The following is a 15052-nucleotide window of genomic DNA, read 5'->3' as shown; positions in this document are numbered from 1 at the left end:
AAACTATCAGATAACGATTCCTATTTGATACATATCAATTTTTTTTGTCTTTAAATAGGTAAAATATTTTTTGGACTTCTACCCTCAAGGAGCATCTCGATGGAAATCTCTCTTCCAAAAATTATCATCAAGCGAGATGGTTCAACGCAACCATTTATGGCTTATAAAATTGAAGATGCAATCAAAGCCGCTTTTGATAGTGTTCTGGTCCCTTATGACAAACGCGTTTTTGAATCGGTATTAATGCGTATTAGTTTCGCTTTTGTCAAAGGTGTGGAAGAGATACAAGACATCATCGAGTATGAACTCTATCGGGCTGGATATTTTGAAGTAATGAAATCGTTTATAACCTATCGATTTTTACATAAAATGCAACGTGAGCATATTTTGGGATTAAATGATGATACCACTTTTGTAAACTCTACACAAAGTGTAGAGGAGTATATCAACAAGAGCGATTGGCGTATCAATGCCAATGCCAACACCGGATACTCGCATGCTGGCTTGGTGAATAATCTTGCTGGTAAAATTATTGCTAATTTTTGGCTTGATAAAGTATATAGCAAAGAAGAGGGTGCTGCACACCGCAATGGTGATATCCATATTCATGATCTTGATTGTCTAACAGGATATTGTGCAGGATGGAGTTTGCGGGTTTTGCTCAATGAAGGCTTTAACGGTGTGCGGGGGAGAGTGGAAAGTAAACCACCCAACCACTTCCGCACCGCCCTTGGTCAAATGGCCAATTTTTTAGGTATATTACAAAGCGAGTGGGCAGGAGCCCAGGCTTTTAGCTCGTTTGATACCTATCTGGCTCCTTATGTATTCAAAGATGATTTGAGCTATGAAGAGGTGAAAGAGGCGATTAGAAGTTTTGTATACAATCTCAATGTGCCAGCGAGATGGGGACAAAGCCCTTTTACCAATATTACGATTGACTGGACCGTCCCGAAAGATTTGCAAGACCAAATTCCCACCAAGAATGATCGCCATCTCTTTGAAGATGTCCAGGACGACCCCAAACTTCTTCAAAAAGCCAAAGAGCGTGGTGTTGAGAAGCTCACTTCATTGACTTATAAACATTTCCAAAAAGAGATGAATATCATCAATAGAGCCTTTTACGAGGTTATGACAGAAGGGGATAAATCGGGTCAGCCATTTACCTTTCCTATACCCACAGTCAATATTACCGAAGATTTTGACTGGTATGGAGAAAATACAGATATTTTGTTTGAGAATACAGCCAAGATTGGTAGCAGCTATTTTCAAAACTTCATCGGCAGTCAATATATTATCGACCCCGAAACGGGCGAGAAAAAAGAAAACCCCGATAGTTACAAACCAAATGCGGTAAGGAGTATGTGTTGTAGACTGCAACTTGATTTGAGAGAGCTTTTAAAAAGAGGCAATGGGCTATTTGGTAGTGCTGAAATGACAGGAAGTATCGGTGTGGTTACTATCAATATGGCTCGTCTTGGTTATCGCTTCAAAGGGGATAGAGAGGGACTTTTCAAAGAGCTTGAGCGCCTCATGGATATAGCAAAATCTACACTGGAAAAAAAGCGCAAATTTGTTGATGAAATGTTTCAAAGAGGCCTCTACCCCTATACCAAACGCTATTTACCAAATTTCAATAACCACTTTTCTACAATCGGTGTCAATGGAATGAATGAAATGATTCGTAATTTTACCAATGATGCGTATGATATCACCGACCAAAGAGGCATCGATTTTGCTTTGGAGATTTTAGAATTCATGCGCGAAAAACTGCGCTCCTATCAAGAAGAGACCGGTAATCTCTACAATCTTGAAGCAACACCTGCTGAAGGGACAACATACAGGTTTGCCAAAGAAGACAAAAAACGTTTTCCAGATATTATCCAAGCTGGCTTTGGTGAACATATCTACTATACCAACTCTTCACAAATTCCAGTCGGCTATACAGATGACCCCTTTGAAGCACTCGATTTACAAGATGAACTCCAATGCAAATATACCGGCGGTACTGTTTTGCATCTCTATATGAGCGAGAAACTCAGTAGTGCAGAAGCTGCCAGAAAACTGGTACGCGCTGTTATTGAAAATTATAAACTCCCCTATATTACTGTAACACCACTCTTTAGTGTCTGTCCAAAACACGGCTATTTGGAAGGAGAGCACGAGTTTTGTCCAAAATGCGACGAAGAGCTTATTCAAGAGTACATACAAACCTATCACAAGGAGGAAGCATGAAACGCGAAGAAATATTACAAAAAATTGCCCATAAACGCACTAAATGCATGGTCTATACCAGAGTTATGGGATACCATCGTCCCGTTGAGAGCTTCAATATAGGTAAAAAAGGGGAGCACAAAGAGCGCAGACAGTTTCGTGAAGAGCGATGCCAAGTAGCATAAAAGTTTATGACTTTACCTCTTTTACCTTACTTGATTACCCCGATACACCAGCAGCCATTATATGGCTTGCTGGATGCAATATGCGCTGTCCCTATTGTCACAATGCCGATATTGTTCTTGGCAAAAATAGACTCTCTTTTGAAGAGGTTCTTCTCTTCTTGAAAAAAAGAAGAAGAGTATTAGAAGGAGTGGTTTTTAGTGGAGGCGAACCGACACTACATCCCTACCTTACAACAATGCTCCGTCTTACCAAAGAGCTAGGCTACAAAAACAAGCTCGATACAAACGCAAGCCGACCGAATATAGTACAAAAGCTGCTGGAACAAAAACTTTTGGATTTTGTAGCTATCGATTTTAAAGCCCCAAAAGAAAAGTATCAGCAAATAACCGGAATCGATGGATATGAGAATTTTTGTAAAACATTAAAAATCGTACAAAAGTTTCAAATAGACTATGAAGTTCGCACTACAGTACACAGTATTTTGCTCAATGAAACAGATATCAACAGTATGATACGAACACTCCAAAACTTAGATTACCAAAAGACATACTTTTTGCAAAATTTTCGTGACTCATCCAAAAACTTGATGCAACTACCAGAACACCAACCCCTCAATTACAAAAAAATCTCAAAGCAACTTCCACTCCATTTTCGTAATTGATATATAAACACTAAAATTTTTGAACTTTTCGCATTCTCATAAAAAGCCTCTTTACCAAATCTTGGCGTAAGCATCCCTTGAAATCAGCCTGATTACGATAAAGAAGTCTACCGTTTTCAAAGAGCTCAAGACGTAAAAACCCATCAAAATCACTTCCCAATGCTTTGGCTTTTGCTGAAGAACAGCTTGAAACAAAGTGTGAAGTGGTACGCAAGATAAAGGGACAGTTTTGAGAAAAATTATAAAGTTTTTCTATGTAATATTTTGTCAAAGGATTGCTAGTTTGGAGTTTGAGACATGTTATATGTTTGGAAGGGGCACTGTATTTTTTTTCATATATCTTTTGACCACATCCAATAAAAAACAATAGGGCAAGAAGCCCTATGAAAATCTTAGAGTTTACCAGAGTGTGCCTTGTGTGCTGCGATCCAATCTTCGATATTGCCTGTAAAGACATAGACATTTTCATAACCAAGAACTTCAAGATAGGCTTTTACACGGCTTGCGAAGAGACCTTTGAGACATGCTGTAATAATTGGAGTAGTTTTATCATCTGGCAAAATATCGAGATAGTTTGTAAATTCTGGATATGGTGTATAGTAACTATCTGGAATATCTGCCTCTTCTGCATTTTCACCACTCACTTTTGCTGGTGGTCTTACATCAAGAAGTATCGCTCCGGCCTCTTTGAGCAGTTCGATAGCTTTTTCAAGATCCACATTTCCAAGCTCCGGTTTCTCTTTGTTAAGGTCGATTTGTTCTTTAATTCTTTGTGCTACATTTTGTTCAAACTCTGTGAGTTTTGCCATGCGAGCCTCCTTTTTTGGTTTATTTAATTATAGTGCAAAATAGGTAAATAATTTGCAACTTTAGTTGCTCTCAACTTTTTTACAAAAACACCAAATTTATTGCTTTTTAAGATAGATTAAATATAATTGCGAAAACGATTAATATTTCTTATAACTTAGAATATTTCCTCTTATTTTAATAACATTTGTTAATAATATCTCATTTGGGAGCTTCTTCTATGTTTAGTTTCGATACACTCTCTTTGCTCTTCCTCTTTTTTCTTGCACTAGGTGTAGTGCCAAATCTCTTCTACTCTTTTGGCTATATGGATCACATAGTGCGCAAAGTGCATTATCTTCTGCACTATTTTACTTTCATAGCTTCCATGGCAGGAGTCGTGATCGCTGGCAATCCACTGGTTTTTCTCTTTTTCTGGGAACTTATGAGTCTAGCAAGCTGGCAACTCATCTTGACTGATTCCAAAGAGGCTTCTACCATCAAAGCTGCAAGATTTTACTTTTTCATGACGCACTTTGGTTTTGTTTTTATATTGCTCTTTTTCCTCATCACTTCCAATGGCAATCTACAGATGCCTTTTACAAAAATGCATGCAATAGCGGCTGCTTTTCCCTATCCCACACTTCTCTTTTTCTTGCTTATCTTAGGCTTTTTGAGCAAAGCAGGCGTAGTACCTATGCATGTATGGCTTCCTTACGCCCATCCAGCAGCTCCAAGTGCAGTGAGTGCAATGATGAGTGGGGTCATGCTCAAAATCGCCCTCTACGGTTTTTTGCGCATGCTTTTTGTGGTACTCGGTTCTTGGCAGCTTGAGTGGGGCATCCTTATCCTCATCCTCGGTGCACTCTCAAGTCTAGTAGGTGTACTCTATGCCCTTGCCGAACACGATATCAAAGCTTTGCTTGCCAACCACTCCATCGAAAATATAGGTATTATTCTCATTGGTATTGGCATGGGTATGATCTTTGCTTCACTCAATTTACCGCTTCTAGCCACATTTGCTTTCATTGCAGCACTTTTTCACACCTTTAACCATATGAGCTTCAAATCCCTGCTCTTTATGGCGGCTGGATCGGTGCTTCACCAAACGCATACAAAAAATATCGAGAAGTATGGCGGTTTAATAAAGAGCATGCCACTCACTGCTCTTAGCTTTCTCTTTGCTGCAGTCTCTATCTCTGCTTTGCCACCGACAAATGGCTTTTTGAGTGAGTGGATGATATTTCAGTCACTACTTTCATCAAGCAATATTACAAATATTGCTCTCAAAATCTCTATTCCTTTTAGTATCTTTGCTCTAGCTCTTACAGGTGGTCTAGCTATCGCATGCTTTGTCAAGGCTTTTGGGATCACCTTTTTGGGGTTGCATCGCAGTACAAATGCAAAGCATGCTCACGAAGTTAACAGACTCATGCGTATCGGTATGATTGCCATGGCAGGAGTAACTGCTTCGCTTATGCTCTTTGCACCACTATTTTTACGCTTTTTTAATAGTGCTCTCACTCCTTTTGCACTACCAGATATTACACACATCATCACACCAAACTTTTGGAATATCCACTCTGTAACGCATAATGGAGGTGTCGTTTCACCGGTGATATTGCTTGGCGCACTCACTGTCATAGCAGCTCTGCTTACTTGGAGTGCGCGTTTTATTGGAGTGCGCTATCGCACATTCCATACATGGGCGTGTGGATACAATACCAATTCTCGCACACAATATTCGGCTACAGGTTTTGCGGGACCAATACGCAGGTTTTTCGCATGGCTCTATCGTCCGCAAGAGTACCTGCATAAAACTACAATAGCTGGACACAGTACGAAATTTACTACAGCTTTATATGATGTGCATATAAAACCTCTCTTTGAAGCCAGCTTGTATGATGGAAGCAAAAAACTTGTCAATATTATCAGCTACTATGTCTATCGCCTAGGACATTTTGAACAAATTCGCTATGCAGCCATTATTTTCAATCTCATACTTACGGTACTTTTTGGATATCGGGTAGTAGCACATCAATTTAGCTGGGCTACTTTTGTTCTTGAAGCCGTTATAGTTATTGCTACATTCAAGATCTTGGTGCTTGGAGAGAGAAAATGATAAGTTATGCTATTTGGATACTTTTGATGCTACTGACAGCACCGCTTTTTCTTACACTTATCAAAGCTATAAAAATGTGGCTTTTATACAAAAAGCCTCTTTCTCTCCTGCAAGGTTATCGCAACTTCACAAAACTGCTACGCAAAGAGGTGGTAGTAAGTAAAGAGGCAAGTCAAATTACCCATATAGCTCCTTATATGGTACTCACACCTCTTGTAGTTGTACTCTTTTTCTTGCCACCTCCAAGCATCAAGAGCTATTATGTCGGATTTGTAGATGCTTTTACTATCACGGGACTCATAGCGCTCTCTACCTTTTTCCTCATGCTTATAGGTCTTGATAGTGCCAGCAGTTTTGGTGGGATAGGAAGTAGCCGTGAAGCTTTTATATCTGCTTTGGTAGAACCGGCTATGATATTGGTAATTTTTGCTCTTTCTCTCATGGCGGGTAATCTTGGTGTATCTAAGGCCGCTATGACTTTGCAGACCCATTTTCCATCACAACACCTCGCGAGTTTCACCTTTGCAGGAATCGCCTTTTTTATCCTCTTGCTTGCCGAAAATGGACGTATCCCTGTGGACAATCCAGAGACTCATCTAGAACTCACTATGGTGCATGAAGCGATGATCCTCGATATTAGTGGATTTTATCTTGCACTTTTAGAGAGTGCAAGTGCCATAAAATTCATGATTTTTGCATCCCTTTTTGCAAGTTTTTTTCTCCCTTTTGGCATGGATGCACCTTTGCCTTTAGCCTTTTTGCTCTACTTTGCCAAGATTGCACTCATTTGTCTTGTTGTAGGACTTATAGAGGTCAATACAGCAAAACTGCGCCTGTTCAAAGTGCCAAATCTCCTTGGTATCGCAATTGTTTTTGCATTTTTATCATTGATAAGTTTTTATATTTTAGGAGCCTAGTATGACAAATTTTTTCATCGGTATGTTTCTCTCAGCACTCATTGTCACACTGCTTACGACAAGACTCTATCGCCTCCTCTTTTGGTATGGACTCAACTCCCTCTTTTTGGGCTTGGCAGCTATTGCAGAAGCAAGCTACTTAGGAGATAGGGAGATGATGATATCCGGCTCCATCACAATCTTGCTCAAAGCTTTTGCCATTCCTTATATTCTAAAAATTTATGCAAAACGCTTTGCTATAGAACGTAATATTACTCCATCGATTCGTATCCAATACTCTATCATCCTCATCCCTGCAATCCTGGTTTTTACCTTCTATCTTATCGATCCGCTCTTGCACCAAAGCGCAAAAAATTTCATCTCAATATCTATCGCTTCATTGCTCCTTTCGCTCTTGCTCATAGTAGAACATCGCAACATCTTTGCAAAAGTGGTAGGATTTTTGATGATGGAAAATAGCCTTTTTCTCTTGGCTATGACAGCAACTGAAGGGATGCCAATGCTCATAGAGCTTGGTATATTCTTCGACCTCCTCATGGCTGTTATCATTATCAATCTCTTGCTCCAAAGGGAGGCAAATAATGCTTGAGCTTCTCTTCCTTCCACCACTTGCCATCTTCATCTTGAGCTTTTTTAAAACCAACAATATCAAAAAACTGCTCCCAGTTATTAGCTCATTGATTCTCCTACCTACGCTCTTACTCCTTTTTACACCAAACTACCATAGCAATCTTTTCCTCATCGATAATCTCGCCAAGTTTATCCTCATCGTCTCAGCTATTGTAGGTATTGGAGTGACTTTTGCCCTGGAGAGCCTGCAGCATCATGTTACAATCGCAGAGCGCCAATATCGTCGATTCTATCGATTTTTTGGCCTTTTTTGGATCGGCATGATACTCAGTGTCGTAGCCAATAATCTTGGAATTTTTTGGGTGGGGCTCGAATTTGCGACACTTAGCACCGTCTATATGATCAAGACCAACAACACCTCATTTGCACACAAAGAGGCCTGGAATTATATGATTGTAGGCACTATTGCCATCTCCCTCATACTCTTTGGCATTATACTCATCTATGCTGCTGCAAAACCAATGCTTGGTGAAAAAGCTATTGAATTTTTAACTCTCCAGCAACATATCTCACAAATCGGAGCAAAATATCTCTTTGAGATCGGTTTTGCATTTGTAGCGATTGGGAGTTTTATAAAGATGGGGTTTTTCCCTATGAATCTTTGGCTAGCCAATATCGAGCGGGCGGCACACTATCCTGTGGCAGCTCTCTTTAGCGGTATTTTAGAAAGTGCCATTATGAGTGGATTTTTCCGTTTTTCCCTTCTTGCGAAGCAAGTCAATGAGTCACATCTCATTGGATTTACATATATCTATGCACTCTTGACACTTTTTATAGTAGCCTTTCTCATCTACCGCGTCAAAGATTTTATGCGTCTTTTTAGTCTCAGTGGTATTGAACACATGCTCCTCATAGCTATTTTTTGGGTAAGTGGCGGATACTTTGCAGCACTCTTGCATTTTGCTGCACACGCTTTTATCAAACCGGCTCTCTTTATCGCTACCGGTGTGCTTGAATCCAAAGGCAAATACCATATAGCAGGAGCTTTGCGCGGATATAGCGGAGTTAAGGGCAAGCTCTTTTGGCTGATTGTGGGACTCTTGATGTTAGCAATTGTTGGATTGCCTCCAAGTCCTATATTTTTTAGTGAACTTTTTGGATTCGGTGCTATGGTGGATATGGCCAAAGCTAGCCATCATCTCCTCTTGATGTTTAGCGGTATTTTACTTGTACTCCTTTTGCTTGCACTAATCTTTTATAAGTTTGTTGAAATCTATCAGAGTATGAAATATGAAGGCAAAGAGGAGTCTAAAGAGGTTTATGCTAGTGAAGTGAGCGCTCTAGTGCTCTTTAGCGCTGCACTTTTGGTACTTCTAGCGAATTTTTCTGCAATAGAATCAATTATACAAGGATAGTCTATGCGCTTCATAGCACGTTTTGCCCAGGAGTTAGAGGACCATTTTGAAATAGTCGATATCTATGATGATAAAATCCAAAAACATTCACTTGACAAAGAGAATCCCATGCTACCTACACTCACAACCAAATATCCAGCTGCTATCTGGTTTGAGCGTAAAATCCGTGACGATTTTGGCATCGAATTTGAAGGGAGTTTTGACTCAAGGCCCCTCTTGCATCACGAACGCTTCCCCAATATCCATCCAATGCGTAAATATTTTCAATCTGATTCACTTGATTTTGCACCATTTAAGCCATACAAATATGAAACAATTGGTGGCGAAGGGATTTTTGAAGTAGGGGTAGGTCCTATACATGCAGGAATCATCGAACCGGGCCACTTTCACTTCTCCCAAGAAGGTGAAGCTATACTTCACCTTGAAGTGCGTCATTTCTATAAGTACCGTGGTATCGAAAAGATGCTCGAAAATCTTGAGCCATATGATGGGTGGGAGTTAGTAGAGCGTATCAGTGGCAACGAGAGCATTGCATACCAGATAGGATATTTTGAACTCCTTGCACAAGCAAGCGGCCAGGAAATAGATGAAAACGTCCGCAAATACAATGCCCTTCTTTTGGAACTAGAACGCCTTGCGCATCACTTCACAGATCTTGGCTTCATCCCCAATGATGCAGGATTTGGCGCTGCTCTTGCTTATGCATCGATGATGGCAGAAGATACAAGACGTATACTTGCTCAAATCACAGGATCTCGCTTTGGTTTTGGTGCCGTGCGCGGTAAAGCTACAAAGATAGATAAAGCAGAACTTAGAGCATTTTTAGACGATATTGAAGAGCGTTTGCGCTTTTTCAAAGAGTGGATTATAGAGATTCCTTCTTTATGGGATAGGCTTGACAATACCGGTATTCTGCTTACCAAAAAAGCGTATAAATATTCCTGTGTCGGTATAGTTGCAAGAGCAAGTGGGATAGCACTTGATCGCAGAGACACTCCGTTTTATACCGCTCATGGCTGGAAAGTTGTGACATGCTCCAAAGGGGATGTTGCAGCACGTTTTATGGTACGGCTTGAAGAAGCTCTCAATAGTATCACTATCATGCGCTCACTTCTCGATTTTACACCCACTGCTATGCAAATTGACTCTTTTGCTGATGGAGAGTATTGTAGCTTTACAGAGAGTTCACTGGGTGAACTTATGCTCTATATGCGTATCGCGCATGGCAAGATCGATCGCTTCTTCGCACGTGATCCAAGCTTTGTCAATTGGCAAGCACTCCATCTCATGATGCCTGGTAATATCATCGCCGATTTTCCTCTCATTAACAAAAGCTGCGATCTTAGCTACGCAGGGAGTGATCTATGATACGCTATTGGCAAAGACGCTTTCGTGAGGGTATAAAAACACAAAATCTTAAATTTGATAAAGAGATTGCACAAATACGCAAAGATTTACGTAATGAAGTTGCGAAAAAGTTTGCAGGAAGTTTGGCTATACGCATGGTTGATAGCGGTAGCTGCAACGCATGTGAAGCAGAGTGTAATGCTCTATCAAACCCTTACTACGATCTTGAACGACTTGGCATATACTTTGTCGCTTCTCCACGGCATGCTGATGTATTGCTTGTGAGTGGTGTTGTGACATTCAATATGTATCATCACCTCCTCGATGCTTACGAACAGCTGCCTGATCCTAAATGGGTTGTAACCCTAGGCGGATGCGCAGCAGGTGAGATATTTGCACAAGGTTTTGCTATCAAAGGACCTGTTCACAAGATCTTGCCTGTAACCCATCACATTCCAGGATGCCCTCCCTCGCCAGAGGATATCATTGCAGGACTCCTAACATTTATAAAAAAACTTTGAGAGAAAGTATTTCAAACTTTTCACTCCTGCTTTCTCTCGAAAGATTTACCACAAATACATACGTACTATGAAGTGAGAATCTAACGCAGATCGTAGAAGAGTGATATGTTATAGCAAGCTTCAAAAGAGCTTGCTACACTTTATCTTTTGGTGCATGTTTGAGATTGAGTCTGACGAACTTGTATGCCAGCCAGATCACTACTGGCCATGTTGCATACCAAAAGAGTGCTTCAGAATAATCCATCTTCCCCTCCTTAGTAACTCATCGGGTCGTGCTCGACCTCATCTTCGCTCAAAGGCTTGCTATCCATGAGTCGCCATACATACGCAATATATGCGATAACAAATGGCACCATGAGCGATACATAACTCATAGTAATAAGTGTAATGCGGCTACCTGAGCTATTCTCAATAGTCAAAGAGCTTGCAACATCTGCTGTACTTGGATAGAAGGCAGTATGATTAAGTCCTAAAATAAGCAAGAGTGAGAGGCCCACCAACACTACTCCCAAAGAGTTAAGCCAAAATACGCGACGAGCATTTTTAAATAGTGCTCCATACACAGCTGCAAGCACCATCACAACACCGGCTATAAAAAGGGCCAAGAGAGTAGGCATAGCAAGGAAGTTTTTAAGATATTTATGCTCTACCCAGTAAAATCCTTTGGCATTATACCCGACACCTTGCATGTTCAAAATCCATCCAGCAACTGCCAAAAAGAGCACGAGAAAAATAGCAAAATCTACTTTGAGAGATTTGCGCGCTTTTTGCACAAGATCTGCGTCACCTAAAATATAGATGAAATAAAAATCTGCATTGAGACGCGCAAGGAATACAAGCATCAATCCAAAAAGGAGATTGAAAGGATTTGCCAAAGCTTCAAGGCCTCGCATACTTCCTAGCCATTCCATCTGCTTCATATCGTCAATCCTAAATGCTGCCCCGCTAAAGAGTGTCCCAATCGCAACTCCGATCAAAAAGATTCCAATCGTTCCATTGATAAGCAAGAAGAGCTCATATGTTTTTTGGCCAAGGAAATTGTTTGGCTTCTTGCGATATTCAAAGGCTACTGCTTGAATAATAAAACTAAAGAGTATTGCCATCCACAAAGCATACGCACCACCAAAACTTACAGCATAAAAGAGCGGAAATGCTGCAAAGAGCGCTCCACCAAAGAGTACAAGAGTGGTAAAAGTGAGCTCCCACTTGCGCCCCAAAGCGTTGATGAGAAGATCTTTTTGCTCCTCATTTTTGGCCATGCCAAGTTTTGACTGACCACCTTGCACAAATGTAAGAAAGAGCAAAAGCCCGCCAAGGAGTGCTACGATGAGCCACCAATACTCTTGGAGTGTATATGTATCAAGTTTTTCAAACATTTTTGCCTCCCCCAGCTTTGAGTTTGACCTGTGTAGCCATGATTCTCACTTCTGCTATGAGCAAGAGCGTGAAGATAAATGCAAACATCCAAAATGTAATCATGACCGATATTGTAGAAATATGTGTCGTAGCCATTTTTACTGGCAAGAGATCTTGCACTGCCCAGGGCTGACGACCAACTTCAGCCACAATCCATCCCAGCTCATTTGCCAAAAACCCAAGAGGAAGAGAATAAAAAGCAAGCTTGAGCCATGCTCTGCTTTGAGCCAAAGAGCCAGTCATAGTTTTGTAAAGCATTACAGCCATGAGAATAAAAAACCATATACCAAGCCCTACCATCAAGTGAAAACTATAAAAGACTATAGGTACATTTGGTACAATCTCTTCAGGCTTATCCAAAAATCCATAACCCATATACTTCTCATATTGTCTAAATTCAGCCAAAGCAGCTTTTGCTTTTTGCTCATTGCCACTCTTTTTGGCTTCTTTGTAGGCTTTGAGTGCAGCAAGAGCTTTTTTGCCTTTTGCTATTTTACTCGCAGCTGACTCAATGCCTCTGTTTTCATTACCAAAGACCAAATCGTTAAGCCCTGGTATATAGGCATCGAGTTTATGATAACCCAAAATGGAGAGCGCTTTTGGAATAGAGATAGCAAAAATAAAATCCTCCTCTTTGTCGCCTACTCTTTTACGAGGATTTAAAATACCAAAAGCAACTATATCAGCACCTTGTTTCCCGTTATAGAGCCCTTCCATGGCAGCAAGTTTTACTGGCTGGTTGTGCACAACTGTAAAGGCTGAGTTGTCACCTGTGAGGATATTGTATGAAGAGGTAATGAGTCCAAAACTCGCAGCTACAAGAATCGATCTTCTGGCAAAATCTCGCATCTTCTCATTTTTAAGCAAGAACCATGCACTAATTGCCACTACAAAAATAGCTGCAGTGATATAGCCTGCACTGATTGTGTGTAAGAATTTATTAAAAGCATTTGGATTGAATATCACATCCCAAAAATTCACCATCTCGCTTCTTGCAGTCTCTGGGTTAAACTGCATACCAACTGGATGCTGCATCCAACCGTTTGCTACCAAGATCCAAAGGGCTGAGAGATTTGATCCGATCGCCACAAGCCAGGTAGCAAGAAGATGAAACTTCTTGCTTACTCTGTTCCACCCAAAAAACATCACTGCAAAGAAGGTAGATTCGAGGAAGAATGCCATGATCCCTTCAATTGCAAGAGGCGCTCCAAAAATATCACCTACAAACCAGCTGTAATTTGCCCAGTTTGTACCAAATTCAAACTCCATAATGATACCCGTTGCAAGCCCAATGGCAAAGTTAATACCAAAGAGCTTCATCCAAAAAAGAGTCACCTCTTTCCACTTCTCGTCACCTGTTGTTACATATATTGTCTCCATAATCGCTACAATAAACGATAGCCCCAATGTCAAAGGAACAAACAAAAAGTGATAGATTGCAGTGAGTGCAAACTGCGCTCTGCTCCAATCTACCAAAGATGTATCCACTGTCATTTCTCCCCTCCTAATAAGGTTTTCATCACATAGTTCGCTCGCTCTTTATCACTATGGAACTTCTCGTGCAAGATATCTGGGAAAAAGAGCATTTTGATAATCATGAAAAAGATAAAAAATTTGATAGCAATTATGAGCCAAAGTTTTTTGCCAAGCTTGCTCATATTGCGAAAACCATCGATATAAAAATCGATAATAGCTTTCATTCTCATTTTTGACCCTTTTAAAACCAGGGATTAAAGCCCTGGTAGGCGAGGAATTTTTTCTAGCTTAGAATTGCGGCAGTACCAGCCCCAACTCTTTTTGAGCCAGTGTCCTACAATTGGCATAGGAAGCATTACTCCACGCTTGTCATCGCGATAAACAAAAGCCGCTCCATCACCGCTATCCATCACGCAGATAATATTGAGGTGGTGAATATAGCTCTCTTTTTTACCTACTTTTACACCAGCATCAATTGCTATGTTGTTGGCTGTGTTGCGAGCCATAACTTCGGCAATATGCCCCTGCTTTGCCCTCCACTGCGGACCTTCAATATAGGCACTATCACCTATTGCATAGACTCCTGGCTTATCTTTGACTTCACAATACTCATCTATGAGGATAAATCCAGCTTCACTCAGTGGCAAGTCTGCATTTTGAAAGACAGGATGCCCTGCATTTGCAGGGATAAACATCGTAAAATCGCTCTCTAAAAAGCTATCATCTTCAAAGACAATGCCATTTGGCTCAAAGCGCTTGATCTTTTTGCCAAAATGTTTCTTGATACCTAGTTTATTGAAAAAGAGATCCATCATCTTGAGCGCCTGCGGTCCAAGTCTCTTCCCAGGCTCAGCCATTGTGGCAAAGAATGTGAGCTCAAAACGATCACGCAGACCCTTTTTCTTGAGATAATTATGCACATTGAAAATCATCTCAAACGCCGGTCCCCCTCGCACGGCTGAGCTATCTTTTGGATTGCCGCCAAAACCCATTGCAATCTTACCGCCGCGCTTTTTTGTCACAAGCTCATCAATACGATCACGCATCTTGATGGCATCTTCTGGATCGCCACAGATAGAGAGATAGTTCTCGCTTCCCTCATGCTTCACTTTCCCTGCACCCATAGCAATGACGAGATATTCGCCTCTATACTCTCCCTTTTTGCCTTTTGCGCTTTTTTTGCTCGCATCGATTGCAACTACCTCATCCTCTATCCACTTAAATCCATGTACCTTTTCAAGATCTTCTAACGGCAAACAGACATCTGCAAACTCAGCTTCATAGACCGGCACCCAAATGGATGTAGGGTAGATGTACATGTATGGACGAGGAGTGATGAGATCTACTTCGAAGCCGTTTTTGCGCAAAAATATTGCAGCTTCTACTCCTGCAAAACCGCCGCCTAAAACCACTACCTTCTTCAT

General features: G+C 40.9%; 15 protein-coding genes. 9 read left to right on the top strand and 6 right to left on the bottom strand.

Translation table 11 applies throughout. The features are described 5' to 3' along the window. The first annotated feature begins 99 nt into the window (after positions 1-99). Genes JG734_RS00850 through JG734_RS00840 form a run of 3 tightly spaced genes read left to right on the top strand, consistent with a single transcriptional unit; the run spans position 100 to position 3058 of the window. Positions 100-2232, top strand: coding sequence for a ribonucleoside triphosphate reductase (locus tag JG734_RS00850; RefSeq protein ID WP_201333165.1), 2133 nt, complete (start codon positions 100-102; stop codon positions 2230-2232). After that, positions 2229-2396: an anaerobic ribonucleoside-triphosphate reductase gene (gene nrdD, locus JG734_RS00845; protein ID WP_201333164.1), complete on the top strand. Its 168-nt coding sequence runs from the start codon at positions 2229-2231 to the stop codon at positions 2394-2396. The genes JG734_RS00850 and nrdD overlap by 4 nt, the downstream gene beginning before the upstream one ends. Next, a complete protein-coding gene (locus JG734_RS00840; RefSeq protein WP_201333163.1) occupies positions 2381-3058 on the top strand; it encodes an anaerobic ribonucleoside-triphosphate reductase activating protein in 678 nt (225 codons plus the stop codon). Before nrdD ends, JG734_RS00840 begins: the two co-directional genes overlap by 16 nt. 10 nt (positions 3059-3068) lie before the next feature. Here JG734_RS00840 and JG734_RS00835 read toward each other — a convergent pair whose 3' ends face one another. Together JG734_RS00835 and JG734_RS00830 are read right to left on the bottom strand one after the other, a co-directional pair. Further along, the gene (locus tag JG734_RS00835; RefSeq protein ID WP_201333162.1) at positions 3069-3425 is read right to left on the bottom strand and encodes a hypothetical protein; all 357 of its coding nucleotides are present in this window, start codon (positions 3423-3425) and stop codon (positions 3069-3071) included. A gap of 25 nt (positions 3426-3450) precedes the next feature. After that, the gene (locus tag JG734_RS00830) at positions 3451-3867 is read right to left on the bottom strand and encodes a rhodanese-like domain-containing protein (RefSeq protein ID WP_201333161.1); all 417 of its coding nucleotides are present in this window, start codon (positions 3865-3867) and stop codon (positions 3451-3453) included. 218 nt (positions 3868-4085) lie between these two features. Between JG734_RS00830 and JG734_RS00825 the strand changes: the two genes are divergently transcribed. Genes JG734_RS00825 through JG734_RS00800 form a run of 6 tightly spaced genes read left to right on the top strand, consistent with a single transcriptional unit; the run spans position 4086 to position 10736 of the window. Next, on the top strand, positions 4086-5966 hold the full coding sequence (locus JG734_RS00825) for a proton-conducting transporter membrane subunit (protein WP_201333160.1): 1881 nt from the start codon (positions 4086-4088) through the stop codon (positions 5964-5966). Further along, on the top strand, positions 5963-6883 hold the full coding sequence (locus JG734_RS00820; RefSeq protein ID WP_201333159.1) for a respiratory chain complex I subunit 1 family protein: 921 nt from the start codon (positions 5963-5965) through the stop codon (positions 6881-6883). The genes JG734_RS00825 and JG734_RS00820 overlap by 4 nt, the downstream gene beginning before the upstream one ends. Before the next feature lies 1 nt (position 6884). Beyond that, complete coding sequence (locus JG734_RS00815) at positions 6885-7472, top strand: hydrogenase (RefSeq protein WP_201333158.1); 588 nt, start codon at positions 6885-6887, stop codon at positions 7470-7472. Then, on the top strand, positions 7465-8868 hold the full coding sequence (locus JG734_RS00810) for a proton-conducting transporter membrane subunit (RefSeq protein ID WP_201333157.1): 1404 nt from the start codon (positions 7465-7467) through the stop codon (positions 8866-8868). The genes JG734_RS00815 and JG734_RS00810 overlap by 8 nt, the downstream gene beginning before the upstream one ends. A 3-nt stretch (positions 8869-8871) precedes the next feature. Then, on the top strand, positions 8872-10236 hold the full coding sequence (locus JG734_RS00805; RefSeq protein WP_201333156.1) for an NADH-quinone oxidoreductase subunit C: 1365 nt from the start codon (positions 8872-8874) through the stop codon (positions 10234-10236). Then, positions 10233-10736 (top strand): NADH-quinone oxidoreductase subunit B family protein, encoded by a 504-nt coding sequence (locus JG734_RS00800; RefSeq protein WP_201333155.1) that lies wholly within the window; start codon positions 10233-10235, stop codon positions 10734-10736. Before JG734_RS00805 ends, JG734_RS00800 begins: the two co-directional genes overlap by 4 nt. 254 nt (positions 10737-10990) lie before the next feature. Here JG734_RS00800 and cydB read toward each other — a convergent pair whose 3' ends face one another. From cydB to JG734_RS00780, 4 genes are read right to left on the bottom strand one after another with little or no spacing between them, the layout of a single operon-like run. After that, positions 10991-12112, bottom strand: coding sequence for a cytochrome d ubiquinol oxidase subunit II (cydB, locus tag JG734_RS00795; protein ID WP_201333154.1), 1122 nt, complete (start codon positions 12110-12112; stop codon positions 10991-10993). Continuing rightward, complete coding sequence (locus tag JG734_RS00790; protein ID WP_201333153.1) at positions 12105-13646, bottom strand: cytochrome ubiquinol oxidase subunit I; 1542 nt, start codon at positions 13644-13646, stop codon at positions 12105-12107. Before JG734_RS00790 ends, cydB begins: the two co-directional genes overlap by 8 nt. Continuing rightward, complete coding sequence (locus JG734_RS00785; protein ID WP_201333152.1) at positions 13643-13858, bottom strand: DUF4492 domain-containing protein; 216 nt, start codon at positions 13856-13858, stop codon at positions 13643-13645. Before JG734_RS00785 ends, JG734_RS00790 begins: the two co-directional genes overlap by 4 nt. A gap of 24 nt (positions 13859-13882) precedes the next feature. Continuing rightward, a complete protein-coding gene (locus JG734_RS00780) occupies positions 13883-15052 on the bottom strand; it encodes an NAD(P)/FAD-dependent oxidoreductase (RefSeq protein ID WP_201333151.1) in 1170 nt (389 codons plus the stop codon).

Origin of the sequence: Nitratiruptor sp. YY09-18, from assembly GCF_016593235.1 — a bacterium.
In the GTDB taxonomy this organism is placed as follows: domain Bacteria; phylum Campylobacterota; class Campylobacteria; order Campylobacterales; family Nitratiruptoraceae; genus Nitratiruptor.
The sequence above is the reverse complement of the archived record's forward strand: the minus strand, read 5'-3'. Positions and strand labels throughout refer to the sequence as shown.

What these genes read in the sequence shown, in the direction of transcription:
- JG734_RS00825 (WP_201333160.1), top strand. Translation starts at nt 4,086, where the DNA reads ATGTTTAGTTTCGATACACTCTCTTTGCTCTTCCTCTTTTTTCTTGCA.
- JG734_RS00840 (WP_201333163.1), top strand. Translation starts at nt 2,381, where the DNA reads ATGCCAAGTAGCATAAAAGTTTATGACTTTACCTCTTTTACCTTACTT.
- JG734_RS00780 (WP_201333151.1), bottom strand. Translation starts at nt 15,052, where the DNA reads ATGAAGAAGGTAGTGGTTTTAGGCGGCGGTTTTGCAGGAGTAGAAGCT.
- JG734_RS00810 (WP_201333157.1), top strand. Translation starts at nt 7,465, where the DNA reads ATGCTTGAGCTTCTCTTCCTTCCACCACTTGCCATCTTCATCTTGAGC.
- JG734_RS00820 (WP_201333159.1), top strand. Translation starts at nt 5,963, where the DNA reads ATGATAAGTTATGCTATTTGGATACTTTTGATGCTACTGACAGCACCG.
- JG734_RS00850 (WP_201333165.1), top strand. Translation starts at nt 100, where the DNA reads ATGGAAATCTCTCTTCCAAAAATTATCATCAAGCGAGATGGTTCAACG.
- JG734_RS00805 (WP_201333156.1), top strand. Translation starts at nt 8,872, where the DNA reads ATGCGCTTCATAGCACGTTTTGCCCAGGAGTTAGAGGACCATTTTGAA.
- JG734_RS00785 (WP_201333152.1), bottom strand. Translation starts at nt 13,858, where the DNA reads ATGAGAATGAAAGCTATTATCGATTTTTATATCGATGGTTTTCGCAAT.
- JG734_RS00830 (WP_201333161.1), bottom strand. Translation starts at nt 3,867, where the DNA reads ATGGCAAAACTCACAGAGTTTGAACAAAATGTAGCACAAAGAATTAAA.
- JG734_RS00790 (WP_201333153.1), bottom strand. Translation starts at nt 13,646, where the DNA reads ATGACAGTGGATACATCTTTGGTAGATTGGAGCAGAGCGCAGTTTGCA.
- nrdD (WP_201333164.1), top strand. Translation starts at nt 2,229, where the DNA reads ATGAAACGCGAAGAAATATTACAAAAAATTGCCCATAAACGCACTAAA.
- cydB (WP_201333154.1), bottom strand. Translation starts at nt 12,112, where the DNA reads ATGTTTGAAAAACTTGATACATATACACTCCAAGAGTATTGGTGGCTC.
- JG734_RS00815 (WP_201333158.1), top strand. Translation starts at nt 6,885, where the DNA reads ATGACAAATTTTTTCATCGGTATGTTTCTCTCAGCACTCATTGTCACA.
- JG734_RS00800 (WP_201333155.1), top strand. Translation starts at nt 10,233, where the DNA reads ATGATACGCTATTGGCAAAGACGCTTTCGTGAGGGTATAAAAACACAA.